We start from the raw sequence: 25,843 nt of genomic DNA on the forward strand, positions 1-25,843 counted from the left end.
TTAATTCTGGTATTCATCCAGATTCCAGTTACCAATGTCGTCATCAGTACCTGCCTGACCATCCGGACCTGCTGAAAATATATCGATATTATTGTACTGACCCGGGTTCAGTAACTGATAGTCATTGCCCCAGGGGTCGCGTGGCAAACGGCGTATATAACCACCCTGGCGATAGCGTCGCGGCTGTGGGTCCATACGCGGTTCATTAACCAATGCGTCCAGACCCTGTTCAGTAGTCGGGTAAATACCGTTGTCCAGACGATACATATCCAGCGCATTTTCCAGCGCTACTATGTCCGAAATTACTTTCTGGCGTTCACCTTCGTCACGGCTGCCCATGACGTTGGGTACTATCATACTTGCCAGGATTCCCAGAATGACCAGAACTACCATTAATTCCAGTAATGAAAAACCGCGTTGTTTTTGCATCTTCATAGTTTAAAAACCTACCTGTTGATTAAGCGCCAGTATCGGCTGAATAATGGCGAGTACAATGAATAACACGATACCAGCCATGCTCACAATCAGAGCTGGTTCAAATATTTTAAGGCTGACATTCACTAAGGCCGCAAACTCGTTGTCCTGATTATCAGCACAACGTTTTAGCATTTGTTCCAGTTCACCACTTTTTTCACCGGACGCAATCATATGTAACATCATCGGTGGAAATAACTTACTGTGCGCCAGTGATGCCCGCAGACTGGTACCCTCGCGCACCCGATCACAGGCATCTTCAACCACTTCCCGCATACGCAGGTTACTCATCACAGAAGCTGTTATTTTCAAGCCATCCAGCAAAGGCACCGCGGAAGCGGTTAAAATACTTAAAGTACGGGCAAAGCGTGCTGTGTTCAGGCCTCTTATAATACGTCCAAAAAACGGCATGAAAAGCAATTTACGATGCACCTTATAGCGAAAAGCCGGCTTTCGCAGTGCCTGCTTAAAAAGCACAATGCTTAACAGTATAGCGAGCCCCAGTAGCAGCCCGTAGTCGCGGATAAAGTCACTGATCGCAATCAGAAACAGGGTCACACCGGGCAACTCCTGTCCCTGATCGGCAAACTGGTCAACAATCTCAGGTACTACAGAGGCCAGCAAAAAGATAATTACCGCCAGAGCTACTACCGTCAAAACGCCGGGATAAACCGACGCCTGCTGGATTTGACTGCGGGTTTGCTGTCGTTGTTCCGTATAGTCAGCCAGGCGATTAAGGACTTCATCCAGGTGCCCTGACTTTTCCCCGGCCGCTACCATAGCGCAAAACAGTTCGTCGAAAATCTGCGGAAAGTCACGCATGCCTTCGGCCAGCGTATAACCTTCAACCACCTTACTGCGAACGGCCATCAGCATACGCTGAAGGCGTGGTTTTTCAGTTTGTTCTGCAACCGCCAGCAAAGCTTGTTCCAACGGCAAACTGGAAGCCACCAGGGTTGCCAGCTGGCGAGTAATCAAAGCAAGATCGCTGGCACTGACCCGTGGCTGGAAAAAGCTGCGTCTCTTCTGCGGCCCTTTCTGGTCCGCGCCTGCTTCGCTTATTGTCAGTGGAATAAGACCCTGTTCACGCAGCTGTTGTCGAACCTGACGCTCGGTGTCCCCGTCCAGTACGCCCTTTTTACGCCTTCCTTTGACATCCATGGCCTGATATTCAAAAGCTGCCATGTATTATTCCTCGCGGGTCACACGCATGACTTCTTCCAGCGTGGTGATACCCAGTAAAATTTTATCCCGTCCATCCTGACGGATGCTGGGAAAGCGCGTGCGGGCATATCGTTCGATCGCCTGTTCACCCTTACCATTGTGCACGTGCTCACGAATCTGATCATCGACTACCAGCATTTCATGAATACCTGTACGTCCTTTGTAACCCGTGTGGTTGCATTTATCGCAACCAACCGGACGATAAATATCATCAATTTCCTGATCGACCGCCAACCCCAGCAGTTCGCGTTCTTCTGCTGAAGGCTGATACGCTTCGCGACAGACCGGACATACGGTACGTACAAGTCGCTGCGACACCACTGCCAACAGGCTGGATGACAATAAAAAAGGCTCGATGCCCATATCTTCCAGACGCGTAATAGCACCGGCCGCAGTATTCGTATGCAATGTCGAAAGCACCAGGTGCCCGGTTAAACTGGCCTGGACACCAATTTGGGCAGTCTCGGCGTCACGTATTTCACCTACCATGACTACATCTGGATCCTGCCGCAAGATGGCCCGTAATCCCCGCGCAAAGGTCATATCAACCCGCGCGTTGACCTGCATTTGACCAATACCGTCAATAGCATATTCAATAGGGTCTTCGACGGTCAGAATATTGCGATCTTTGGAGTTAATTTCGCTGAGACCTGCATACAGGGTTGTACTCTTACCTGACCCGGTAGGCCCGGTAACCAGAATAATACCGTGTGGCTTATGAATAAGTTCAGCAAATATTTCACGATTTTTTTCTGTCATGCCCAATTGCTTTAAACGCAGGCGGGCATTATTTTTATCCAGCAGCCGCAACACCACCCGCTCACCGTGATTCGAAGGCATCGTAGAAACCCGCACATCGACAGCCCGACCAGCAATTAATAAAGAAATACGACCATCCTGCGGCAGTCGTTTCTCGGCGATATCCAGCTGTGCCATGACTTTAATGCGCGATACCAGCAAAGATGCCAGTTTACGGTTGGGACGCAGGATTTCACGCAATACACCGTCGATACGAAAACGCACCAGCAGGTCTTTCTCAAAGGTTTCAATATGAATATCTGAAGCACCTTCTTTAATAGCCTCGCTGAGCATCGCGTTAATCAATTTAATGATCGGCGCATCGTCTTCGCTTTCCAGCAGGTCCTCGGTTTGCGGCATTTCATCTGCTAATGAAAATAAATTGACTTCATTTCCGATATCTTCCATCAGCTGTTTCGCTTCCGAAGAGTCGCGCTGATAAGCTCGGGTCAGTAAGGCTTCAAACTCCGCTTCAGAATGGCGTTCCACTTTATAAGCACGACCCAGTAAACGTCGTACTTCATGTAACGCATGAGGCGTCACCGAAGGGCGACAATGCACCACCACCTGCTCTTCCATCTGCATGAGCACAACCCCATAACGCTTAGCAAAAGCAAATGGCAGGCGAGTGAAGATAGGAGTCGCGGAAGCTTCCGTCATGTCTTACTCCTCTTCCTCTTCATCCCGTTCTTCATCCTGTTCTTCATTCCGTTCAGGTGGCTCTTCTTCAACACGGTCGTCTTCCAGGTAAGGTTCGAAACCTGGTGGTAACAACTTATGCTCTTCCCATTCTGGCAATACCGGAATGCGTGAGTCCTGACGCAGTGACAACCCTTGTTCGCGCTGTGATATCTGTTGCGCCCGGATATAGCTGTATTTGCGACTGCTTAACTGGTCCATAAGATAGTCATCACGAATGATGGTAGGTCGGATGAATATCATCAGGTTACGTTTTCTGGTGGTCACACTGGTGGACTTAAATAAGTGTCCAAGAATAGGAATGTCGCCCAGAATTGGAACCTTAGACAGACTTTCCTGTACGTCTTCGTCGATCAGGCCACCCAGTACAATGGTTTCGCCATCACGGGCCAGCACCGTCGTATTCAATTCACGTTTATTAATGGTAATGTCTACTGCAGTAGCACCTGCCAGGCTTGAAACTTCCTGTTCAATTTTCAGCTGTACTGAGTCGCCTTCATTGATTTGCGGTGTGACCCGCAAACGTATACCAATTTCGGTACGGTCAATGGTCTGGAAGGGATTTTCATTGTTTGAGCCCGGCGTAGAACCGGTTAACGTGGGCACGTCCTGCCCTACCAGAATATTCGCTTCCTGATTGTCCATCGTAGTAATGCTTGGCGCCGACAGAATATTTGAGTTGGTATCTGTAGACACGGCCTGAACAACCGCTGCCCAACCGTCTCGTGCAGTCCCCAGCATCAGGCCGTTTGCCTGGCTCAGCAGCCCCGCCAGCATTGAATAATCACCCCGGCGATCCGGCTCCCGGGTGGTGAACTCGTTACCCGCATTGTCGACACGAACCGTCTCACTACCACGCTGCGTGCGCGCTGCTTCGGCAGCCACACCCAATTGCCCTAAAGGAACCTGATTGCCATTGGTGTGTTGCATCAGGCCAAAGTCTTCACTTGCCCACTGCACACCAAAATTAATACCGTCACCCTCAAATACCTCAACAATGATAGCTTCAACCAATACCTGAGCACGACGAATATCTAGCTGGCGAATAACACCTTCAAAAGAGCGCAACATATCCGGCTGCGCTGTTATCACCAGAGCGTTGGTGCTTTCATGGGCTTCTATGCTGACCTGATTTCCCATCATGCCACGACCTTGCTGAGCACCTCGCTGCTGACCCGATCCGTTACTGCCACCACTGCTCTGCCGCTGTTCTTCGGCAATAATGGTATCGCTCATGCCGCGCAGTACATTAACCATGTCTTCAGCCTGCGCATATTTCAGATAAAAAACCTGGGTGTTACCGGTACTTTCAAGTTCTGCATCCAGTTCTTCAATTAAGCGTCTTACCCGAGTTCGTACCCGCGGCTCGCCGCTCACCAACACGCTGTTGGTGCGTTCGTCAGCGACAATACGAGGGAGTAGCAGCTCCGGCGTATTGCCCGACGAGCCCTGAGGATTAAAAATACTTTGTGCTATGCGCACCATTTCAGCTGCTGATGCATGCTGCAATTCGATACGTTCTACATCCTGATCACCCGCCCGGTCAACGCGCTCAATGATTTGTACCAGACGATTAATTACTGATGCACGACCCGTCATCATAATCACGTTAGAAGGATCGTAACTAACCACGTTACCGCCACCGGACTGATCATTTAACTGGCGTAACAAAGGTGCCAGCTCACGAACCGACACGTTCTCTACCGGTATCACCCGGGTAATCAGGGTAGCGCCCACCGATTCGTCGTCATCAACCACAGGAATGGCTGCATTTCTGGAATCGCGGTCACGAATAACTTTTAGTTCGCCGTTGTCAGACTCAATTGCGGCGTAACCATAAACTTCCAGCACGTTCAGGAAAAATTGATAATACTGATCTTCAGTCATCACATCATAGCTGCGCACATTAATGCGCCCACGCACTTCAGGATGAATAATAATGGTTCGTTCCAGGTTGCGACTTACTGCCTGAATAAATTCATTAATATCAGTATTTTTAAAGCTGGCCGAAAACTCTTCCTGTTCCTGCGCGGATAAAGCGCCCGAAGTCGCTAATGTAGCCGCTAGCAGGGCTCCTGTTATTGCTTTTATCAAATTCATCAATTGCACCTACTGCTGGCTGGGAACACGAAGTTCCAAATCAATTATGTCGTCATTGCGGCGGACCTGCACAATAGCGCTTGCCGCATCCTGTATTTCGCTCATGGCCGCCATAGCCTGCGCGGTATCCGTCAGGTCATAGCCGTTAATAGCAATAGCTATATCGCCTGGCTGTAAACCAACCGCAGCGAATAGCTCAGAATCCTGGCGTGGCTGCAAACGATAGCCCGTAATCTGTCCGTCACTACTAATTGGGGAGATATTTATAAACTCCAGCAGCTCAGTCGGATTTTCCCGCACCGCACTCAGAGCTCTGCTTAATTCTTCATTCTCTTCCAGGTTAACAACTTCACTTTGTGTTTCCCGTCGTCCTGGCGCCGGAGTCGACTGCTGCACCTGCAGCTGGGCTTCATACCCATCACGCCCTTCAAGATAAAGAGCTTCGCGCCGACCACTGTTGTCCAGTATTACCCGGTCACTAAAAACAGCTTCCAAAGTTGCGCGGCTATTCGCGATACGCTCACCGATAATATAAGTTTGCTGATTACCACCCTGCTCAATGATAGCAGCAGACAATAGCTGGTTTCCGCTGGCAGTCAGCCCCACCAGGCTAATATTAAGAGTGGTCTGTGGCGCGTCTATTTGCTCGCTTTGTGCTCGTGCTTCTTGTTCACGGTCACCAAACAGCTTCAATTGTTTAATACTGTTAATTTCTAACGTCTGCACCTGAGCTACTGGCGCCTGATTATAACTTCCCGCAACCACAGCAGCAGTAGGCGTCAGCAATTGCCAGGTCAACTGAGCCAGCCACCATACGGCTAGCACAGCAAGAGTGGCGGCCAGTGCTAATGCACTGCCCCGAAGTCTCGCTGGCGTGATAAAATCTTTAATCTGTGATTGTATTGTTAGCACTGCTTTTATAATCATTGTTTTATTTCATTTGGCCGGACATTCTAGCGCGGCCTACCCTAGACAACAACAAATAGTCAACAGATTATTCAACGCTTGTAGGACAAATGTATGAGTTCTGAATCCACAAATAATATAAAAGTGAGACTTGATAAGTGGTTATGGGCTGCCCGCTTTTTCAAAACCAGAGCACTTGCGCGTCAGGCCGTTCAAGCAGGCAAAATAAGCTATAACCAACAACGTTCAAAACCCGCCAAAATAGTTGAAATCGGAGCTACTATTGTTGTTCCCAAAGGGTATGACCGTATAGAAGTAAAAGTGTTGCAACTTTCTGAACAACGACGCAGCGCTCCAGAGGCTCAGTTATTGTATGAAGAAACTGCGCAGAGCATCAAAAAGCGCGAAGAAAATGCTACAGCAAGGAAAGCTAATGCCATGTATAATCCCCACCCTGACGGGCGTCCGGATAAAAAACAGCGACGCCAGTTAATCAAATTTAAAAACCGATAGAGGTCTCAATGTTGGATTCAGGCGACAGCTTATTACGCTATACTTTTGGTTCGCTTCCGGTAAGGGGTGAGCTGGTGCAATTAACAGGAAGTTACCAGCGTTTAACCGCAGGCCATAACTACCCGGCGGTCGTTCAACAGATGCTCGGTGAATTAATGGCGGTTGCCAGCCTGTTAACAGCGACACTCAAATTTGAAGGTCATATTAATTTACAGGTTCAGGGTAACGGCTGTCTTAATTTCATGACAGTTAATGGCAGTCATGACCAGCAACTACGCGGCCTGGCGCGGTTAACCAGCGAACCTATGGATGACACCTTTAGTGGCCTGACCGGCAACAAAGCCTACCTTATTATTACCCTTAGCCCAGCTCAGGGTGAGCGTTATCAAGGGGTCGTCGAAGTTCGCCCCGAAGACACCCAGCTTAACCAGGTGATTGAGCGTTATTTTGCTCAGTCGGAGCAGCTCAGGACCCGTATCTGGCTACACGCCGATGCCGATTTCTGCGGCGGTATGTTGCTTCAGGCATTACCTGGCGAAGAGCAGGATGACGACAGTTTTCAGCATCTCGAAGCACTAACAGATACCATTCGTAGCGAAGAGTTGAAGACACTGGAAGGCACCCAGATTCTGCATCGCCTGTATCATGAGCAGGACGTGCACCTTTTCCCGGCAATGCCAGTTCGTTTTCATTGCGGCTGCTCTCATGAAAAGAGCATGCAGGCACTCTATAGTGTACCCGTTGCAGAGCTAAAAGATATTCTGCAGGAAGATGGCGAGATTAAGCTGACTTGTGATTATTGTCTGACCGAATATCGTTACAATGAAGAGGATGTAGCCGCTATTCAGGGGCATCAGCCGCCGACGCATACTCAGTAAAAGCAGATATGCACATGCAAAAAGGCCAGCAATCATGCTGGCCTTTTTGTGTTTACTTTTTAACGTGCCGCATCAGTCGTCTGCGCTTACGCTGCTGTGACAAAGTCAGTTTATTTTTCTTACCTTCATAAGGATTTTCACCTTCACGAAATTCGATTTTAATGGGCGTACCCATAACCTTCAAAGCGCGTCTGAAATAATTCATTAAATAACGCTTATAGGTATTCGGCAATGACTTTACCTGGTTGCCATGAATGACTATCAACGGCGGATTATAACCACCTGCATGAGCATATTTAAGCTTGACCCGACGTCCGCGTACTAAAGGCGGCTGATGTTCTTCTTCCGCCATTTCCATAATACGAGTCAGCTGGGAGGTGCTAATACGCTGTGTAGCACTATGATAGGCTTCTTTAACAGAACCAAATAAATGACCCACGTTAGTGCCATGCAGAGCTGAGATAAAATGCATGCGGGCAAAATCAACAAAACCAAGACGCCGATCCAGTTCCACTTTCAACCATTCTTTAGCATCCGGGTCCATTCCATCCCACTTATTGACGGCAATAACAATCGAACGACCTGCATTCAGCGCAAATCCAAGCAGGCTCAGGTCCTGATCACCAATATTGTCGTGTGCATCAATGACCAGCATGACAACATTAGCATCCTCAATTGCCTGCAGGGTTTTAATTACCGAGAACTTTTCTACCGCTAAATCTATTTTGCCGCGCTTGCGCACTCCGGCAGTGTCTATGATCGTGTACTTCTGATCATCCCGTTCCATATCAATATAAATACTGTCGCGGGTAGTGCCAGGCATATCGAAAACAACCACTCGGTCTTCGCCCAGTAGGCGGTTGGTCAGTGTTGACTTGCCCACATTAGGACGGCCTACAATAGCCAGTTTGATCGGCTGGTCAGCGTAAAACTCAGCCTGTCGAACAAGGCCTTCGTCGTCTTCAGGTAATTCTTCGTCGACTTTTAATACATCCGGGTATTCGATGGCTAATGGCTGCAACGTGCGTTGCAGTAGCTGATTTATACCTCGCCCGTGAGCGGCAGCTATATGATAGACCTCGCCTAGCCCCAGCTGATAAAAATCTGCGGCGGCGCTATCCGCATCCAGCCCATCCACCTTGTTCGCTGCAACCCAGACTGATTTTTCCTGACGTCGCAAATGCTCAGCAATAGACTGATCAGAGGCCGTCACACCTTCCCGAGCATCGACCAGAAAAAGCACCACATCTGCTTCATCAATGGCTTGCAAGGACTGCTCAGCCATACGCAGATCCAGTCCTTCTTCATCACCTTGAAGACCACCGGTGTCAATGACGATAAAATGGTAACCGTCATAATTAGCCTGACCATACTTACGATCACGGGTCAGCCCTGGAAAATCTGCCACCAGAGCATCCCGGGTACGGGTCAGACGATTAAATAGAGTAGATTTGCCCACATTAGGGCGACCTACCAGTGCTACCACCGGAAGCATACTAAATCCTTTCCTGTAAGGTTACTGTTGTATTGCCAGTATGCGCCCGCGAACGGTTTGCACAATCAGGTAATCACCTGCACGCACAGGAGCCACCTGAACAGATTCATTTCTAAGCTCCATACGACCTACTATCTGCCCATCATCCCGGTCAAACCAGTGGAGATAGCCGAAGCGGTCACCTGCCACTACATGTCGCGGCATGACCGTAGCTTCCGTCAGACTCCGGTTATAGAGCTGATCATTGCGCCAGCGCTCGTTACCATTCAATCGGTCAAGACCAATGACATGGCTGTTGCTGTCGGTGACAAATATACGGGTACTCGTCACCTGAGGGGTCCGATAACCTGAATAATCACGTTTCCAGATTGTCTCACCAGTGCGTAATTCAAGTGCAACCAACTCACCATTATAACCCAGCATGTAAGCCGTATCGCCACGGATTACCGGTGTCGCATCAATATCTACCATGCGTTCCAGATCACTGCTGCCCGTTGGGGTTACAATACGCTCATCCCAGGCCAGCTGACCATTTTCCAGGATTAACACAATAGCGCGACCGCTGTTAGTGCCAACCAGAACACCACCAGTCTCTATGACCGGCGCCGAAGTACCCCGTAATGATAAAGTAGGGACATCTTCTTCATGCAGCCAGCGTTGGCTGCCATCCCGGGCATCCAGTGCGATCACCGAACCATCACCCAGGTGAGCAATGACAAATCCATCACCCACGGCAGGTTCAGCTAACACTTCACCCGGAACCTGGCGATGCCAGAGAACCTCACCAGACTCTTTATCCAGGGCGTAAATATCGCCATTTTCAGTACCCAGATACAGGCCATTAGCCGCTACCACCAGACCTCCGCTTATACGAGCGGGAGGACCTTTACGGAAAACACTAAATAGCGAAAAAGGTTTATCGGGCGCTATACTGGTGCGCCATAAGCGGTCGCCATTTTCAGCATTAAATGCAGCTATCTGACCTTGTCGATCCGCGGCATAAAGCACGCCATCACTGTAGGCAGGCCGCAAACGACTAAAGTACTCATCACTGCCGCTACCGACCCTGGCTCGCCATGCAATACTAGGGGTGACCTGTTCATCAAAAGTCTGTAATTCAGCATAATCAGGTTCAGGGGTACCTGAACAAGCGCCTAAAACAGCTACAACTGCAGCGGCAGAAAGCCAGTTCCGCCATACCAAATACTTCATTGATTACTCGCTTGCCAGGTTATCGAATTTCATCTGCAACGCAGGTGACACCGATGCATCGCCTTCATTTATTGCAGTCTGATAAGCACTTCGCGCTTCACCATGATTGCCCTGAGCCAGGTATACATCACCCCGGACTTCAGCAACCTGCCCTTTAAAACTTTGCGGAACGTCCTGCTGTAATGTAGTTAGTGCGGCATCGTGCTCGCCCAGTGACATCTGCACTCGCGCCAGACGTACCAGTGCCATTGCTTTGACCACTGGCTCTCCGGCCTGCTCATGAGCCTTGTATAAAATGTCAGCAGCGCGTTCCAACTCTCCGTCACGGACTGCCTGTTGCGCTAGCTGTAACCGGGTTACCACCGCATAACTAGTATCGTCCATTTCATTCAGAAGCTGATCAGCCAGTTGCATGGTCTCGTCGTCAGCACCACGCTGTAAACGCTCACTAACCTGTTCGTAAGCGGCAGTTCTCTGATGCTGGTCATCAATAGTTGACGCCTGCCAGGCACGCCAGGAAAATAGCGACCCTAATCCGATCACTATGCCGGCGCCAATCCAGATACCGTACTCACGCAGAAATTTCTTTATCTGTTCTACCTGTTGATCTTCGTCTTCCACCGGGAAATCCTCTTTTATTTGTCGTCTAAAGTTGTTAAAACTGTGCTTAGCTCGTTCCAGCTTAGCTGTTGCTGAGGCTTGTCCTCACGCAAGTACTTCACACTTACTGTATTTGCTTTTATTTCGTCTTCGCCAAGTAACAAGGCTACCACAGCGCCGGACTTGTCGGCCCGTTTCAGCTGCTTTTTAAAGTTACCACCACCACAGTGCTGCATGATGCGTAAAGCAGGAAAGTCATCTCGCAGGCGTTCGGCAATTTTCAATGCCGGAAGTTCCGCCCCTTCGCCCATGGCCGCCAGGTAAACATCGACTTCTCGCGGTAACTCAACGGCATCCAGTTGTTCCAGCATCAATACCAGGCGTTCCAGCCCCATCGCGAAACCTACAGCAGGCGTAGCCTTACCTCCAAGCTGCTCGACCAGACCATCATAACGTCCACCGGCACATACGGTTCCCTGGGCTCCCAGGCTATCAGTCACCCATTCAAACACAGTACGGTTATAGTAATCCAGGCCGCGTACGAGCCGCTCATTATGCACATAAGAGATACCTGCGGCATCTAAGCGCTCGCAAAGCGCGGTAAAATGAAGTCGCGATTCCTCATCCCAGTATTCAGACAGCTGCGGCGCCTTCGCCAGCATCTCTGCCATCGCTGGGTTTTTAGAATCCAGAATACGCAATGGATTGCTATGCAAGCGTCGTTTGCTATCTTCATCGAGTAACTCGCTATGCGCACTTAAATACTCAGTCAAAGCTTCACGATAAGTAGCTCTGGCTTCATTTGACGCCAGTGAGTTAAGTTCCAGCGTCAGATACTCACTAAGGCCTAACTGCCGCCATAAACGGGCAGTCATTAAAATAACTTCAACGTCGATATCCGGCCCATCCAGGCCAAATACTTCAACTCCAACCTGATGAAACTGACGATAACGACCTTTTTGTGGCCGCTCATGACGAAACATGGGGCCCATATACCACAGGCGCTGTTGCTGATTGTATAACAGACCGTGCTCGTTACCGGCGCGCACACAACTGGCCGTTCCCTCAGGACGCAGGGTCAGGCTGTCACCATTACGGTCTTCAAAGGTATACATTTCCTTTTCGACAATGTCAGTCACTTCGCCAATCGAGCGCTTAAACAAATCAGTTTGCTCAACCACTGGCATACGAATTTCCTGATAACCATAACTGGCCACCACATTGCGAATACTTGTTTCCAGATACTGCCAGCGATTGCTCTGTGTTGGCAGTATGTCATTCATTCCACGAATTGCCTGAATTTGCTTGGCCACGATGTGCTTATCCTGCAGTCAAAAATGGCGCCATTATAGAGGCTGGCTGTTGTCGGCGTCCACCTGAGTGATCGCTATTTGCTGGGAATCCTGCTGCTTGCTCACCCGGGCGCGAATTTTTCGTTCCAGAGCGTCCACTAAATCATCATTCGATAAACGTTCTTTTTGTCGCTCACCGTCAATGTATAGTCCCGATTTATTTTTTGCCCCGGCCAGACCCAAATCAGAAATTAAGGCTTCACCCGGGCCATTTACCACACAGCCGATAATAGACACGTCCATCGGCGTAGTAATATCTTCCAGGCGTTGCTCCAGCGCATTCACCGTAGCTATTACATCAAACTCCTGGCGCGAACAACTTGGGCAGGCGATAAAATTAATGCCTCGCGAACGAATGCGCAGCGATTTGAGAATATCAAAACCCACTTTTATTTCTTCAACCGGGTCAGCTGCCAAGGAAACCCGTAAGGTATCACCAATGCCTTCTGCCAGGAGCATGCCCATTCCCACCGCAGACTTCACCGCGCCAGAGCGAGCTCCACCCGCTTCCGTAATACCTAAATGCAGCGGTTGTTCAATTTCTTTCGCTAATAAACGATAAGCATCAACCGCTAAAAATACGTCTGAGGCTTTAACGCTGACTTTAAAATCGTGAAAGTTCAGTCGCTGTAGAATATCAACATGACGCATTGCCGATTCTACCAGCGCCGCCCCGGTAGGTTCGCCATATTTTTCCTGCAAATCACGTTCCAGAGAACCTCCATTCACGCCAATGCGAATCGGTATATTATGCTCCCGGGCGCAATCTACTACGCTACGAATACGCGCTTCGTTGCCAATATTACCTGGATTAATACGCAGGCAGTCGACTCCATATTCCGCAACTTTAAGCGCAATACGGTAGTCAAAATGAATGTCAGCTATGAGGGGGACAGTGCTTTGCTGTTTAATCAGTTTAAAAGCTTCAGCGGCATCCATAGTAGGCACCGACACCCGCACAAGATCAGCACCCGCTTTTGCCAGGGCCTGTATTTGCGCCACCGTCGCCGCTACATCGGTGGTTGATGTATTAGTCATGGATTGCACCGCTATCGGAGCTCCATCTCCAATCGGCACGTCGCCTACATAAATACGACGACTTTGACGGCGTTGTATGGGGGATTCTGAAAGCATTTTTTTCTACTACTCTGCTTGCGGTAATACAATGCGAGCTACACGTCCTGGACGGTAACCACTTAAATCAATTTCTTCGCCGCGGAAGGTCATATTGACCACTTCAGGGGCACCCAGGGTGACCTCGAAAGGAGCTTCACCTTCCAGGTTAATAACATGTCCTGCGGGTTTAACGCCAAAAGCGATGGCCTGGCCGGTGGCATCTTCAATGCGAATCCAGCAGTCTCCTTCAAAACCCAGTACCAGCTCTCCGTCAGGCAGTTCACTGACACTCACATTGGCATCAGGCTCTTCCTCCTCCGTTCTCGCCTGGCGTTCGGCTTCCTGTTCAGCTTCAGCTCTTTCTCGTGCTTGCTGCGCCTGCCGCTCTTCTTCCGCGCGCCGCGCAGCAGCCTGCTCTGCTTCTCGCTCGGCTTCTTCATCAAGAATCGATTCTGCTTCGGTTTCACTTGCAACCGGATCCGCTGTGCGCTCAACGTTACTTTCATCAATGAAGATTGGCTCTCGCGTCGCGCGGGTAATTTCTGCCGGTCCAGCGTCATCCTCAGCAGATAGTTGCAGCTGCGAATCCTGTTCTTCCAGCATACGTTCAGCTACCGTACTGCCGTTGCTCTCGACTTCATCATTGGAGGCGTTCTGCAGCCAGAAGATAACTGCTGAGCCAATGATCACCGCCACAATAATATAGGTAACGGCCATCAAGCGACTGTCCTGAGTCTGCTCTCGGCGACGCCGGGAAAAGCTCTGCATGGTATCATCCGGGCGCTCTTCGACATTCATGGCTTCATAAGATTTAAAAAGCAAATCCTCATCCACCTGAACTAAGCGAGCATAGGCCCGCAAATACCCCCGGGTAAAAGTACCAGCGACATATTTACTAAATCGGTCATGCTCAAGATCTTCGACAATCTGCACTCGCAAACGCAAACGCTCAGCGACCTGTTTAGTGGTCAACTGCATCTCATCCCGGGCAGCCAGTAACATCTGACCTGGCGTTGGCAAATCTGACTGCTCTTTGTTCTCGTTCTCTGTGTTCTCGTTCACTGTGCTTTGTTCCGTATCCGTCATGCTAGCTCGGTCCCCGGTAAGTTTCCGGCGCAACAATAATGACCTCGCTTATGCTTGGCCGGTCTCGCTACACCGATTTGACAGCGATGGACTGTTTTTGTTGTTGTTTTTTTAACAGCCGTTTTGTGCGGTCAACCACGTCTCCGACTAATTGACCACAGGCGGCGTCAATATCATCGCCCCGTGTTTTTCTAACCATAACGGTATAACCATGCTGCATCAATACTTTTGCGAAACGATCGATACGCGAATTACTGGACCGTCCGTATGGTGACTGCGGAAATGGGTTAAATGGTATCAGGTTAATTTTAGCCGGGGTCCCTTCCAGACAGCGTGCTAGCGCGTGTGCCTGGTCGGTAGAATCGTTAATATGGTCCAGCATGACATATTCAACCGTGACTTTATGCTGAGCTTTGGACATCTCAACATAACGCTTAGCAGAAGCTAAAAATTCTTTAATCGGGTACTTTTTATTGACCGGCACTATTTCATTACGCAGCTCGTCGTCCGGCGCATGCAACGAAATAGCCAACGCCACATCGATACGCTCACGCAGCATATCCAAAGCGGGTACCACGCCCGAGGTGCTTAATGTTACACGACGCTTAGATAAGCCATAAGCCAAATCGTCCAGCATCAATTCCATCGCTGGCACTACGTTCTGAATGTTGAGTAACGGCTCACCCATGCCCATCATCACTACATTGGTTACCGGTTTAACATTGGTTTTGCCTACCGGGCCCAACAACTGGTTTACCCGCCATACCTGGCCAATGATTTCAGAAACTTTCAGGTTACGGTTAAAGCCCTGGTAGCCTGTCGAGCAGAAGGTACATGCCAGTGCACAGCCAACCTGAGAAGATACACACAAAGTCGCCCGGTCGTCTTCGGGAATCCATACCGCTTCTACTTCCTGACCATCCAGCAATTCCATAGCAAACTTAATAGTGCCATCGGTAGACTGTTGTTGAAGCTTGATTTCAGGCGCCCGAATTTCGGCGATATCGCTGAGTTTCTGGCGCAGTACTTTATTCAGGTTGGTCATTTGCTCAAAGTCATCGACGCAAAAATGATACAACCATTTCATCACCTGCTCAGCACGAAATTTCTTTTCGCCTAATTCAGCAAAAAAGTCATACATGCCCTGCCGGTTTAAATCTAACAGATTAATTTTCTGCGTTGCGGTTGTCATACTTTACCTCCGATGCCTTGCTATAAATCTTTGCAGGCTATATTCAGCCAAAAAAGGGGCGCAGTTCGGCCCCTTTTTTAGCTATAAGACCGCCTGCAGCGGTCTTAGTTTTACCGTGTGCGTGAGCAAACTTCTTCGTCAGTGAAGAAATAACTGATTTCACGCGCTGCTGATTCCACAGCATCTGAACCATGTACGGCGTTTTCGTCGATAGTTTCAGCATAGTCAGCACGCAAAGTACCGGCAGCTGCTTCTGCAGGGTTAGTTGCACCCATGATTTCGCGATTCTTACGTACCGCGTCTTCACCTTCCAGCACCATCACTACGATTGGACCAGAAGTCATAAATTCCACTAAAGCGCCAAAGAAAGGACGTTCGCTGTGTTCTGCGTAAAAACCTTCCGCCTGTTCTTTGCTCAGGTGCATCATTTTTTGTGCCACGATGCGCAAATCTGCAGATTCAAAACGGTTTACGATAGCGCCAATTACGTTTTTCGCTACTGCGTCCGGTTTGATAATAGACAGGGTACGTTCCAAAGCCATGCTGTTACTCCGATTCTGTATAAAGTGTTGTCTGTTAACACAAGTCTTAAAGTCGCGCGAATTATACGCGATCTGAGCACTAATTCCCAATAAAACTTTATTACAAGGGGGCTTTTCAAAGCAGAAAACATGATCTATTATAGACGTCTATACGCCCAGTGGCATTGAGGTAATTATATGTCGGTAACAAACACTGAAAAATCAGTAGAAACCCGGTCAACCAGGTAGCTACCTTGGGTGGCGGTTGTTTCTGGTGTCTTGAATCTGCATTCGCGCAGGTTGAAGGCATCATTCAGGCCGAATCCGGATATGCCGGAGGCCATGTTGCAAACCCGACTTACCAGGATATCTGCACCGGCGAATCGGGCCATGCCGAAGTCGTGCGCCTGACTTATGATCCTCAGCTGATTAACTATCGTGATATTCTGGAAATTTATTTTTCATTGCATGATCCTACCCAACTTGACCGTCAGGGCAATGACATTGGCCCTCAGTATCGCTCAGTGATATTTTTTCATAACGATGAGCAGTGCAATCAGGCGGCTTCTATTATTGCTGAAATGAGCGCCGACAACACCTGGCCTGAACCTGTCGTCACAGCCGTTGAAGAAGTAAGCAATTACTATCCAGCAGAGGCTTACCATCGTAGCTATTATGAAAATAATAGTCAGCAACCTTATTGCGCTATGGTAGTAGGCCCTAAACTGGCAAAGTTCAAACAGAATTTCGCCAACCGCCTGAAAAGCAGTTAAGCAGGTTTTACCCTGGCAACGCCTTCGACATGGCCCGAAGTGGACCGATGGCGTTGCGCACATGCTCGATAGCCGCTTTCACATCCTCTTCCGTGGTAAAGCGGCCCAGGCTAAAACGCACCGATGCATGGGCCTGTTGATCACTTAGTCCCATTGCCCGCAGTACGTAAGAAGGCTCCATGCTGGCGGAATTACAGGCCGAACCGGTAGATACCGCCAGGTTGTTAAGTGCCAGCAGCAACGACTCGCCATCCACTTCTTTAAAACCAACATTCAGAATCCCCGGCGCCCGCTGCTGTTCGCTACCATTCACAAATACACCTTCGATCCCACTAAGGCCCTGCCATAGGCTCTCGCGCAGTTGCAGCAGAATTTTACTTTCCTGCTTCAGTTCTGCGTGAGCTATGCGTGCCGCTTCGCCAAGGCCGGCTATCTGGTGCGTCGCCATAGTACCTGAACGCATACCTCTTTCATGGCCGCCACCATGCATCTGCGCATGCAGGCGAACTCTGGGCTTACGTCGCACATAAAGCGCGCCCACACCTTTAGGGCCATATATTTTATGCCCCGAAAGCGATAGCAGGTCGACACCAAGCTGCTCCACATCGACATCTATTTTAGCCACGCTTTGTGCTGCATCGACATGCAGCAGGACATTCTTTTCACGACACAGGTTGCTGATTGCCGGAATATCCTGAATAACACCCGTTTCATTATTGACGTGCATCACGCTGACCAGAATAGTATCCGGCCGTATAGCATCGCGCAGTTCCTGCAGCGACAACAAACCTTCTTCATCCACACTCAGATAGGTCACTGCGAAACCACGGCGTTCCAGATCAGCGCAGCTATCCAGTACTGCCTTGTGTTCGGTTTGCACAGTAATGATGTGCTTGCCCTGCTCCTGATAAAATTCAGCCACGCCTTTCAACGCCAGATTGTCTGACTCTGTCGCACCGGATGTGAAAACAATTTCGCGAGGGTCAGCATTGAGCAATTCAGCAACCTGTGCACGGGCTTCATCTACCGCCTCTTCAGCCTGCCAGCCATAACGATGAGAACGCGAGGCCGGGTTGCCAAAAATGCCATCCATTGTCAGAAATTGCATCATTTTCTCGGCTACCCGCGGGTCAACCGGTGTAGTAGCCGCATAATCGAGATAAATAAGCTTGTTCATCAGCTACTCCTTATCCATCCGTTTATCAAATGAAGTCAGCATGCCGCGTAGAATATTCAGTTCATTCTCTTCTGGACGCGCCCGGTTAAACATACGACGAAGCTTATTCATAACCAGTCCCGGATGCTGACGTACAATAAATCCCGAATCTGTCAGGCTCTTCTCAAGATGGACAAAAAAACGTTCCAGATTTTCGCCATTTGGATACTCCGGCAACTCAATCGATTGCGGCTGTTCTTCAAGCTCCAGCCAGGCGGTTCGAATTTCATAACTCAGAGTCTGCACGGCCATGGCCAGATTCAAGGAGCTGTACTCCGGATTCGCCGGAATATGCACATGAAACTGGCTCATTTGTAGCTCTTCATTGGTCAGGCCACTGTTTTCGCGGCCAAATACCAAAGCTACCTTAGCTGCCTTGCCTTCCTGTACTGCTTTAGCGCCAGCTTCCCGTGGACTAAGCATAGGCCAGTCCAGCGTGCGGTTACGCGCGCTCGTTGCCAGTACCAAAGGACAATCCGCAATCGCTTCCTGCAAAGTGTCCACGGTGTGTGCCGCCGCCAAAATATCGGTAGCACCTGCCGCCAGTGCAGACGCATGACTTTGCGGGCTCTCCACCGGGTCCACTAACACCAGATCTGTTAACCCCATGGTCTTCATAGCACGCGCCGCAGAGCCTATATTGCCCTGATGGGAAGTGTTCACCAAAACGATACGAATATTGTCTAACATCAGTAGTCTCTGCAGCTATAAATCGGCCGCAAATTCTAACACAGGCCAACGCAGCCGTCATTTGTGTTTGCTTACCATAGCCCTTTTAGCTTATAATCGCGGCGAAATTTTCACCGTTCTTTAGCAACTAAAAAGGTAATCACATGCATCCGATGCTTAACATCGCGGTGCGCGCTGCGCGCGCGGCCGGAAAAGTTATCATGAAATCAATGGCTCAGGCCGAGCAACTCACCATTGAGAGCAAAGGTCAGCACGATTACGTGACCAATGTTGATCATGCCGCAGAAGCCATCATTATCGACACAATTCGCAAATCTTACCCGGATCATTCAATCCTTGCCGAAGAATCCGGCGAGCAAATTGGTCGTGACAGTGATTACCAATGGGTTATTGATCCAATTGATGGCACCGCCAATTTCATGCGCGGTATTCCTCATTTTTGCGTATCTATTGCCTTAGTTGTCAAAGGGCAGGTTCAACAGGCTGTTATTTACGATCCTGTACGCGATGAGCTCTTCACTGCAGGTCGTGGCAGCGGCGCTCAATTAAACGGCTACCGCGTACGCGTGGGTCGTGCCAAAGAACTCGACGGCACCTTGCTGGCAACCGGTTTCCCTTTCCGTATGAAGCATATACTGCCCCACTACCAGGAAGTCTTTAACAAGTTCTTCACTCAGGTCGCTGACGTGCGCCGTATGGGTTCAGCTGCGCTGGATCTTGCTTATGTCGCCTGTGGTCGTTATGACGGCTACTGGGAAGCGGGCCTGCAAAAATGGGACACCATGGCTGGTGACCTGCTGGTACGTGAAGCAGGTGGCATGATCACCGACTTCGGTGGCGGCCACAATCACCTGAAATCGGGTAACATAGTTGCCGGCAACCCTAAAGTATTGCAAGCCATGGTCAGCCAGATGCGTCCGCTGCTACCTAAAGGCTTACAAAATTAATTCGTAGGGCAGGCTCCGCCTGCCGTTCAGCCCCGGCGGCGTATTCAACATCCCTCGGCAGGTAAAACCTGCCCTACCTGACATTAGCAATCCCTCGTAGGGCAGGCTCCGCCTGCCGTTCAGCCCCGGCGGCGTATTCAACACCCCACGGCAGGTAAAACCTGCCCTACCTGACCTTATCAGTCCCTCGTAGGGCAGGCTTGGCCTGCCGTTCAGGCCCGGCGACGTATTCAACATCCCTCGGCAGGTAAAACCTGCCCTACCTGACATTACCAATCCCTCGTAGGGCAGGCTACGCCTGCCGCTCAGGCCCAGCGGCGTATTCAACATCCCTCGGCAGGTAAAACCTGCCCTACCTGACATTACCAATCCCTCGTAGGGCAGGCTACGCCTGCCGTTCAGGCCCGGCGGCGTATTCAACATCCCTCGGCAGGTAAAACCTGCCCTACCTGACATTACCAATCCCTCGTAGGGCAGGCTCGGCCTGCCGTTCAGGCCCGGCGGCGTATTCAACATCCCTCGGCAGGTAAAACCTGCCCTACCTGACATTACCAATCCCTCGTAGGGCAGGCTCCGCCTGCCGTTCAGCCCCGGCGGCGTATTCAACATCCCTCGGCAGGTAAAACCTGCCCTACCTGACATTACCAATCCCTCGTAGGGCAGGCTCCGCCTGCCGTTCAGGCCCGGCGACGTATTCAACATCCCTCGGCAGGTAAAACCTGCCCTACCTGACATTACCAATCCCTCGTAGGGCAGGCTCGGCCTGCCGTGGTAGCAATCCGCATGCACCATGCACCGTTCGAAAACGCAATTTCCTCCACATTATATATGCTTGCGTCAGATACCAGACGGAACAATGCATCGAAGAACCCCATGGTTTCCAAGGCAGGCTGAGCCTGCCCTACCGGAAAAACGGCATGAAAAACAATCATCAATGTTAATACAATGGTAATAAAACTATTTTACTCTGTATAAAGTTATGGTAAAACGTAAAGGCGCTGATATTTTTGTTAATGAGTCGTAGACAGGGGGAACACCCATGGACCATTCAGAAGAACTAAATAATGTAGCAGAAAAAACCAGCAAATCACGCGGCAGCAAACGCAAGTGGCGTGAAATAGAAGTTCTTAAAGAGCGTCATCGCTTACGTAAGGAGCTCATGGACATCGACCATTGCTTTGATTGCGAATTAGAAGAACTCGAACTTTAAGTCACAACGCCAGCTTTTGCTGGCGTTGCTGTTTATCACTATCGTTAATAGCTGTCCAATCGACAGGCGGGCGTTTCTGTTGCTGTAAAAACTGATTCGCTTTACTGAAGTGATGACAATTGAAAAATCCCCGATGAGCTGACAGCGGCGAGGGATGCACGCTATGCAACACCAGATGGCGAGGGTCGTTAATGACCTCACCTTTTTGTTGTGCATGTTTACCCCAAAGCAAAAATACCAGCGGTTGCGGATGCTGGTTAAGCTTTTCCATCACCTTTGTTGTAAAGGTCTCCCATCCCCATTTTGCATGACTATGCGCTTTACTGTCCTGTACAGTTAATACAGTGTTCAGTAACAACACGCCCTGCTCTGCCCAGCGCTCCAGGCAGCCATGAGGAGGGCTGACAAAACCTTCTATGTCCAGCTCCAGTGCTTTATAAATATTGCGCAACGAAGGTGGCACCTTAATATCCGGTGGTACCGAAAACGCCAGTCCATGTGCCTGCCCTGGCTGGTGGTAAGGGTCCTGCCCCAAAATAACTACTTTAACCGTTTCAAAAGGGGTTTTGTTAAACGCAGTAAACACCTTATCCCTCGGCGGATAAACTGGAACAGCGCCACTGCGGGCTTGTTCCAGCTTATCTTCCAGCTGCTTAAAGTAAGCTTGCTGGCGCTGTTCGGCTATAAGCCCGCGCCAGTGTTCACAGCTCACTTCAGTCTTCATTGTTGGTCGTACGGAATTTTTCAAACCAATACACAGCATAAGCAGGTTTTGCCATCAGGTTACTGGGCCGTGCATGCAGTGCATGTGAGGCACCAGGTACACGCACCATGGCACTTTCTACGCCACGTAATTGCAATGCCTGATAATACTGCTCAGTTTCAGAAATAGGTGTGCGATGGTCCGATTCACCGGTAAATAAGATAGTCGGGGTACTGACATTACCGACATAACTAATAGGTGAATGCTTCATATAATGCTCAAGGTTGTCCCACGGCATACCAGGGAACCAGTACTGAGTGAAGTAGTTGTACATATCAGCGGTCAGTACAAAGCTATACCAGTTGATAACCGGATTGACCACGGCTGCAGCTGCAAAACGGTCAGTATGACCAATGCTCCAGGCAGTGAGTACACCACCACCACTACCGCCCATGATAAAGAGCTCATCTTCGTTAATAAAGCCACGCTCAACGACGTGATCCACACCATCCATCAGGTCATTATAATCTTCACTGGGATAATTATGGTGAATCAGGTTTGCAAAGTCTTCACCATAGCTGGTGCTGCCACGAGGGTTGGTATACAGAACGACATACCCCTGCGCTGCCATCAACTGAAGCTCCATCGCAAATACCGGGCCATAAGCCGTATGCGGCCCGCCATGTATTTCCAGAATCATCGGGTATTCTTTGCTGTCATCAAAGCCTGGAGGGTACATAATCCAGCCCTGAATACGCTGGTCATCTACGGACGAGTCATACCAGAATTCTTCAACTTCACCGATGTCCCGTTTTGCCAGGAAATCACGATTGATATTAGTTATCTGTGTTGCCTGGCTACCACGCAATAACGCCAGTTCAGCAGGTCGGTTGCTGGCCATCTGAGTAAACACCAGGTTGCCATCTGAGGCCACACTAAACTGACCACCTGTATAAGGGCGTGAATAAGACAGTCCGCCAACTCTGTCCGTCAAAGTTTCCGCAACGCCACGCAACGGCTGCAGCGCGAGTTTACCCTGACCTTGGTCGTCGTACATGAAATAGATACCACGACCATCCGCTGCCCATTCAAAGCTACTCACATGGCGATCTAAATCTTCAGTCAAATTACGTACATTACTGCCATCCGCGTCCATCACGTATAAACGATTTGCCTGGTGCGCGAGTCTGCGGTCGTCATAACCAAGAAAAGCGATCTGACGTCCGCTGGGTGACACTTTAGGACTGCTATCGGGTCCATTACGGTCGGTTAATTGAGTCAGTTCTGTTGATTCTATATCCATGCGATATATTTCCGACCGCGCCAACTCTTTGCGTGGGTCGTCACTGCGATCAGCAGAAAAATACAGTGCGCTGCCATCCGGTGCCCAGCTAATCTCGCCACTATGATGATGGTCGCCTGAGGTCAGCTGACGAGGTGTACCGCCTTCGGCTGGTAACAAGTAAATATGACGGAAGCCCTGCGGCAAATATCCAGCCCCATCAGCACGATAATTGAGGCGGTCCACATATACAGGCGAGTCAGCCCAGTCCGCACCTTGTGGGCGGCCTGGCAGGTTCACAGGGTTGGACTGTTGCTCTGGGGTAAACATAGAGAATGCCAGCCACTCGCCGTCTGGTGACCAACTGATATTAGACGGCGCGTGTTGTAGATCAGAAATAACAGAAGAATGACCGCTATCCTGCCAGCGTATATGAATTTGCGACGAACCTGAGGCACTGGAGACAAAAGCCAGTCGTTCGTAATCCGGTGACCAGCTCGGTGAACTCTCATTGCCGCTACCATCAGTCAAAGGACGCAAGTCGCTTCCGTCACTGCTGACACGCCATAACCGGCCTTCCGTGCGATCATTGTTACGGTTCATACTGCGGCGCACGAAGACGATTTCCTCGCCGTTCTGATGGATTTGCGGGTCTGCCGCTATTTCAATAGCAAATACATCATCCAGCTGCAGGGGGTTTACATCTTGCGCCGTGGCCACACCAGCAAAAGCCAGTAAAGTAGCAGAGCCTGTCAGCAACCCGGTTAACGATAGTCTCATATAAACCTCTGAGTTATAAAACAAATGGCCTTGAGCAGTGGCCAGTAAGTAACAAAAAAGCCAGCATAAGCTGGCTTTTAAAATGCTGCAAGGAATTACACCCTGCTGAACAGTGCGCTCAACGAGTTCTTAAAAAGAAATCGAGAAGTTAGCTGACAAATGATCACGATCTTGCATAGGATCGTAATCAGCACCACGATAATGGTTATAAGCCAGACTCAGGCGATAATTCTGATAGCTCGCATCCAGCAAGGCACCCACATTAATACGTCCCTCAACAAAATTAGGGTTCGGTGAGTAACCGCTTACATCATGATTAAATACCAGTGTCGGGCTCAGGTTCCAGCCCATAATGGCATTATTAAAGTCAAACACGAAGCGAGTACGGTAGCCCCACGAAGTGCTGGTAACAAAACCATCGCAGTTCTGATTTGGGCCTCCAGGGTTACCTAGATCAGCTCCAGTCAGACACTTACCATACACGGGATTACGACCAAAACGCTGTTCATCCAGCCCTGGCAAGTCAGCAACATGGTTCATGCCCACTTCACCAATGAAGGTCATACGGTCAGAGCCCCACAGGCGCTCAAAGAAGTTCACGAACGTCATTTGCGCCTGATACACTTCCAGCTCTTCATAACCACGTGCGTAAGCACCAGTCGGGATTTCCTCTGGACGGGCTTCATTGATCCGTGAACGGAAGCTGCTGGGGGCAGCTGGCTGCAAACCTGCCGCTAGTATTTCAGTGGTATTAATCTGCACAGCCTGATTTGGACGATAACTTACTTCACCTGACCATGACCATACGCCCAGCGTAGTACTGAAGCTGGCACCAAAAATCTGGTTATCTTCCGGCCATTCAGCAAAATACTGAGGGCCAATAGCCGACACATTCGCAGTACTTATATTGCCTGCGGCCCAGTCTTGCGGAGTATCCCAGGCTGCGTCCTGCCAGTCATAGGCAGAAATAATTGGCTGCGTATTGTGTACATTTATAAAATAAAAACCAAATTCGGTGTCCAGATCCATAGCGTAATAGCGCGCCGCCAGACCGAACTGACCACTGTCGCTGGCATCTCTGTCTCCCGCACGGGTGATATATGCACCGGCATCTACCGACTCACGGTCACTTAAGAAGCGGCCAGGAGCAACTTCCGGGTTCAGTGTCACTTTATTACAACCGGGTCCACCCAGAATATCAACGGTTGAGAAGAAAGTACCGCAGCCATCAAGCTTGGTATTATCCCACTCGAAACCGACAAAAGCATCCAGACTCAGTGAGTCAGTCAGACCTAAACCCAGACTGACCATACCAATTGGTAACAGAGCTTCACGAACTTCAGCACCTGGCCGACGAATAGCATTTACGTCAGCAGGGTTAATAGAATTGATACCGTTTTGAATGAAAGTACTTTCGCCCCAGCTTAAAACCTGGCGACCCACGCGTAAGTCTGCTGGTACCCGGCCAATGTCAAAGCCGGTATATACAAAAGCATCCAGCAAGCGGATGCCGCTGCCCGCAGAATAAGAGTCAAAAGCATCATTATTCAGCTGTGCGTCAGGAAAATAGTTAGTCGCAGTATGCCCGTGTGCCACATTTTCGTTTTCTAGTACATCGTCATACCAGTAATTAAAACGAACAAAAGCACCATGGTTGCCACCATCAATACTGATATCGTGAATACCACGGAATACTAAAGAGGTTAAGTCACCACTGTCATAGTTCAGGTTACCATCGTCCGCCACACCGGATTGCCCCTGACCACCTTCATAATTTCCCGGATGCAGTGTCCTGGGGTCTGCGCTTTCAGCACGCATAGTAGCGCCCAGTGACAACCTTGAATCGACATTGATGTAGTAAGGGCCAAGATCAAAATCTACGGCCTGTGCTGGCAATGCGACAGCCATAGCAATCGCAGAGGCGAGAGGTAATTTTTTAAGCATAGTTGTTTTTCTTTTCATTGTTGTTGCCACCTATCCTGCGTACCCAGAAGCTGGGGGTCATTGGCGATATAATTATTAAATCATGTTGGATGAATACCTTTGATTAAAGGTTATCCATCACAACCAACAGGA

The 25,843-nt window shown here is 49.7% G+C and carries 23 protein-coding genes; 5 read left to right on the forward strand and 18 right to left on the reverse strand.

Annotation, left to right across the window (positions count from 1 at the left end; all coding sequences use genetic code 11):
• Genes gspG through gspC form a run of 5 tightly spaced genes read right to left on the reverse strand, consistent with a single transcriptional unit; the run spans position 1 to position 6,207 of the window.
• Complete coding sequence (gspG, locus tag CWE09_RS06905; RefSeq protein ID WP_126803245.1) at positions 1–435, reverse strand: type II secretion system major pseudopilin GspG; 435 nt, start codon at positions 433–435, stop codon at positions 1–3.
• Positions 436–438: 3 nt separating this feature from the next.
• A complete protein-coding gene (gspF, locus tag CWE09_RS06910) occupies positions 439–1,659 on the reverse strand; it encodes a type II secretion system inner membrane protein GspF (protein WP_126803246.1) in 1,221 nt (406 codons plus the stop codon).
• A 3-nt stretch (positions 1,660–1,662) separates the two neighbouring features.
• Complete coding sequence (gene gspE, locus CWE09_RS06915) at positions 1,663–3,156, reverse strand: type II secretion system ATPase GspE (protein ID WP_126803247.1); 1,494 nt, start codon at positions 3,154–3,156, stop codon at positions 1,663–1,665.
• Positions 3,157–3,159: 3 nt separating this feature from the next.
• The gene (gene gspD / locus CWE09_RS06920; RefSeq protein ID WP_126803248.1) at positions 3,160–5,295 is read right to left on the reverse strand and encodes a type II secretion system secretin GspD; all 2,136 of its coding nucleotides are present in this window, start codon (positions 5,293–5,295) and stop codon (positions 3,160–3,162) included.
• A gap of 9 nt (positions 5,296–5,304) precedes the next feature.
• The gene (gene gspC / locus CWE09_RS06925) at positions 5,305–6,207 is read right to left on the reverse strand and encodes a type II secretion system protein GspC (protein WP_198679653.1); all 903 of its coding nucleotides are present in this window, start codon (positions 6,205–6,207) and stop codon (positions 5,305–5,307) included.
• A gap of 108 nt (positions 6,208–6,315) precedes the next feature.
• Between gspC and hslR the strand changes: the two genes are divergently transcribed.
• A complete protein-coding gene (gene hslR, locus CWE09_RS06930; protein WP_126803250.1) occupies positions 6,316–6,714 on the forward strand; it encodes a ribosome-associated heat shock protein Hsp15 in 399 nt (132 codons plus the stop codon).
• 8 nt (positions 6,715–6,722) lie between these two features.
• Complete coding sequence (gene hslO / locus CWE09_RS06935; protein ID WP_126803251.1) at positions 6,723–7,592, forward strand: Hsp33 family molecular chaperone HslO; 870 nt, start codon at positions 6,723–6,725, stop codon at positions 7,590–7,592.
• 52 nt (positions 7,593–7,644) lie between these two features.
• On the opposite strand, the gene der is transcribed toward hslO, so the two are convergent.
• From der to ndk, 8 genes are all read right to left on the reverse strand, one after another.
• Positions 7,645–9,087: a ribosome biogenesis GTPase Der gene (gene der / locus CWE09_RS06940; protein ID WP_126803252.1), complete on the reverse strand. Its 1,443-nt coding sequence runs from the start codon at positions 9,085–9,087 to the stop codon at positions 7,645–7,647.
• A 21-nt stretch (positions 9,088–9,108) separates the two neighbouring features.
• Positions 9,109–10,299 (reverse strand): outer membrane protein assembly factor BamB, encoded by a 1,191-nt coding sequence (gene bamB, locus CWE09_RS06945; RefSeq protein ID WP_126803253.1) that lies wholly within the window; start codon positions 10,297–10,299, stop codon positions 9,109–9,111.
• Between the two features lie 3 nt (positions 10,300–10,302).
• Positions 10,303–10,920 carry a YfgM family protein gene (locus CWE09_RS06950; protein WP_157982830.1) on the reverse strand — a complete coding sequence of 206 codons (618 nt, stop codon included), beginning with the start codon at positions 10,918–10,920 and terminating at the stop codon, positions 10,303–10,305.
• A gap of 14 nt (positions 10,921–10,934) precedes the next feature.
• On the reverse strand, positions 10,935–12,212 hold the full coding sequence (gene hisS / locus CWE09_RS06955; RefSeq protein WP_126803255.1) for a histidine--tRNA ligase: 1,278 nt from the start codon (positions 12,210–12,212) through the stop codon (positions 10,935–10,937).
• A 33-nt stretch (positions 12,213–12,245) separates the two neighbouring features.
• On the reverse strand, positions 12,246–13,385 hold the full coding sequence (gene ispG / locus CWE09_RS06960; protein ID WP_126803256.1) for a flavodoxin-dependent (E)-4-hydroxy-3-methylbut-2-enyl-diphosphate synthase: 1,140 nt from the start codon (positions 13,383–13,385) through the stop codon (positions 12,246–12,248).
• A 9-nt stretch (positions 13,386–13,394) separates the two neighbouring features.
• Positions 13,395–14,453, reverse strand: coding sequence for a RodZ domain-containing protein (locus CWE09_RS06965; protein WP_126803257.1), 1,059 nt, complete (start codon positions 14,451–14,453; stop codon positions 13,395–13,397).
• A gap of 67 nt (positions 14,454–14,520) precedes the next feature.
• Positions 14,521–15,645: a dual-specificity RNA methyltransferase RlmN gene (gene rlmN / locus CWE09_RS06970; protein ID WP_126803258.1), complete on the reverse strand. Its 1,125-nt coding sequence runs from the start codon at positions 15,643–15,645 to the stop codon at positions 14,521–14,523.
• 110 nt (positions 15,646–15,755) lie between these two features.
• On the reverse strand, positions 15,756–16,187 hold the full coding sequence (gene ndk, locus CWE09_RS06975) for a nucleoside-diphosphate kinase (protein ID WP_126803259.1): 432 nt from the start codon (positions 16,185–16,187) through the stop codon (positions 15,756–15,758).
• A gap of 233 nt (positions 16,188–16,420) precedes the next feature.
• Here ndk and msrA point away from each other — a divergent pair, with 233 nt between their 5' ends.
• Positions 16,421–16,939 carry a peptide-methionine (S)-S-oxide reductase MsrA gene (gene msrA / locus CWE09_RS06980; protein ID WP_241974315.1) on the forward strand — a complete coding sequence of 173 codons (519 nt, stop codon included), beginning with the start codon at positions 16,421–16,423 and terminating at the stop codon, positions 16,937–16,939.
• A 7-nt stretch (positions 16,940–16,946) separates the two neighbouring features.
• Here the strand turns inward: msrA and CWE09_RS06985 are convergent, their stop codons facing one another.
• A complete protein-coding gene (locus tag CWE09_RS06985; protein ID WP_126803261.1) occupies positions 16,947–18,116 on the reverse strand; it encodes an IscS subfamily cysteine desulfurase in 1,170 nt (389 codons plus the stop codon).
• Positions 18,117–18,119: 3 nt separating this feature from the next.
• Positions 18,120–18,845 (reverse strand): tRNA (cytosine(32)/uridine(32)-2'-O)-methyltransferase TrmJ, encoded by a 726-nt coding sequence (gene trmJ / locus CWE09_RS06990; protein WP_126803262.1) that lies wholly within the window; start codon positions 18,843–18,845, stop codon positions 18,120–18,122.
• Between the two features lie 143 nt (positions 18,846–18,988).
• On the opposite strand from trmJ, the gene suhB reads away from it, so the two are divergent.
• Both suhB and CWE09_RS07000 read left to right on the forward strand, forming a co-directional pair.
• Positions 18,989–19,792 (forward strand): inositol-1-monophosphatase, encoded by an 804-nt coding sequence (gene suhB, locus CWE09_RS06995; RefSeq protein WP_126803263.1) that lies wholly within the window; start codon positions 18,989–18,991, stop codon positions 19,790–19,792.
• Between the two features lie 1,039 nt (positions 19,793–20,831).
• Positions 20,832–21,002: a DUF3545 family protein gene (locus CWE09_RS07000; RefSeq protein ID WP_126803264.1), complete on the forward strand. Its 171-nt coding sequence runs from the start codon at positions 20,832–20,834 to the stop codon at positions 21,000–21,002.
• A gap of 1 nt (position 21,003) precedes the next feature.
• On the opposite strand, the gene ung is transcribed toward CWE09_RS07000, so the two are convergent.
• From ung to CWE09_RS07015, 3 genes are all read right to left on the reverse strand, one after another.
• Positions 21,004–21,726 (reverse strand): uracil-DNA glycosylase, encoded by a 723-nt coding sequence (gene ung / locus CWE09_RS07005; protein ID WP_126803265.1) that lies wholly within the window; start codon positions 21,724–21,726, stop codon positions 21,004–21,006.
• The gene (locus tag CWE09_RS07010; protein ID WP_126803266.1) at positions 21,716–23,767 is read right to left on the reverse strand and encodes an alpha/beta hydrolase family protein; all 2,052 of its coding nucleotides are present in this window, start codon (positions 23,765–23,767) and stop codon (positions 21,716–21,718) included. The genes ung and CWE09_RS07010 overlap by 11 nt, the downstream gene beginning before the upstream one ends.
• A 129-nt stretch (positions 23,768–23,896) precedes the next feature.
• Entirely contained in the window at positions 23,897–25,729 is a 1,833-nt protein-coding gene (locus CWE09_RS07015) for a DUF1302 domain-containing protein (RefSeq protein WP_241974316.1), read from the reverse strand.
• Positions 25,730–25,843: the final 114 nt, after the last annotated feature.

Source organism: Aliidiomarina minuta (assembly GCF_003987145.1).
GTDB classification, from domain to species: Bacteria; Pseudomonadota; Gammaproteobacteria; order Enterobacterales; family Alteromonadaceae; genus Aliidiomarina; species Aliidiomarina minuta.

What these genes read in the sequence shown, in the direction of transcription:
- bamB (WP_126803253.1), bottom strand. Translation starts at nt 10,299, where the DNA reads ATGAAGTATTTGGTATGGCGGAACTGGCTTTCTGCCGCTGCAGTTGTA.
- ung (WP_126803265.1), bottom strand. Translation starts at nt 21,726, where the DNA reads ATGAAGACTGAAGTGAGCTGTGAACACTGGCGCGGGCTTATAGCCGAA.
- hslO (WP_126803251.1), top strand. Translation starts at nt 6,723, where the DNA reads ATGTTGGATTCAGGCGACAGCTTATTACGCTATACTTTTGGTTCGCTT.
- CWE09_RS07000 (WP_126803264.1), top strand. Translation starts at nt 20,832, where the DNA reads ATGGACCATTCAGAAGAACTAAATAATGTAGCAGAAAAAACCAGCAAA.
- CWE09_RS07015 (WP_241974316.1), bottom strand. Translation starts at nt 25,729, where the DNA reads ATGAAAAGAAAAACAACTATGCTTAAAAAATTACCTCTCGCCTCTGCG.
- ndk (WP_126803259.1), bottom strand. Translation starts at nt 16,187, where the DNA reads ATGGCTTTGGAACGTACCCTGTCTATTATCAAACCGGACGCAGTAGCG.
- suhB (WP_126803263.1), top strand. Translation starts at nt 18,989, where the DNA reads ATGCATCCGATGCTTAACATCGCGGTGCGCGCTGCGCGCGCGGCCGGA.
- gspD (WP_126803248.1), bottom strand. Translation starts at nt 5,295, where the DNA reads ATGAATTTGATAAAAGCAATAACAGGAGCCCTGCTAGCGGCTACATTA.
- gspE (WP_126803247.1), bottom strand. Translation starts at nt 3,156, where the DNA reads ATGACGGAAGCTTCCGCGACTCCTATCTTCACTCGCCTGCCATTTGCT.
- hslR (WP_126803250.1), top strand. Translation starts at nt 6,316, where the DNA reads ATGAGTTCTGAATCCACAAATAATATAAAAGTGAGACTTGATAAGTGG.
- gspF (WP_126803246.1), bottom strand. Translation starts at nt 1,659, where the DNA reads ATGGCAGCTTTTGAATATCAGGCCATGGATGTCAAAGGAAGGCGTAAA.
- gspG (WP_126803245.1), bottom strand. Translation starts at nt 435, where the DNA reads ATGAAGATGCAAAAACAACGCGGTTTTTCATTACTGGAATTAATGGTA.
- CWE09_RS07010 (WP_126803266.1), bottom strand. Translation starts at nt 23,767, where the DNA reads ATGAGACTATCGTTAACCGGGTTGCTGACAGGCTCTGCTACTTTACTG.
- ispG (WP_126803256.1), bottom strand. Translation starts at nt 13,385, where the DNA reads ATGCTTTCAGAATCCCCCATACAACGCCGTCAAAGTCGTCGTATTTAT.
- CWE09_RS06965 (WP_126803257.1), bottom strand. Translation starts at nt 14,453, where the DNA reads ATGACGGATACGGAACAAAGCACAGTGAACGAGAACACAGAGAACGAG.
- rlmN (WP_126803258.1), bottom strand. Translation starts at nt 15,645, where the DNA reads ATGACAACCGCAACGCAGAAAATTAATCTGTTAGATTTAAACCGGCAG.
- trmJ (WP_126803262.1), bottom strand. Translation starts at nt 18,845, where the DNA reads ATGTTAGACAATATTCGTATCGTTTTGGTGAACACTTCCCATCAGGGC.
- der (WP_126803252.1), bottom strand. Translation starts at nt 9,087, where the DNA reads ATGCTTCCGGTGGTAGCACTGGTAGGTCGCCCTAATGTGGGCAAATCT.
- CWE09_RS06985 (WP_126803261.1), bottom strand. Translation starts at nt 18,116, where the DNA reads ATGAACAAGCTTATTTATCTCGATTATGCGGCTACTACACCGGTTGAC.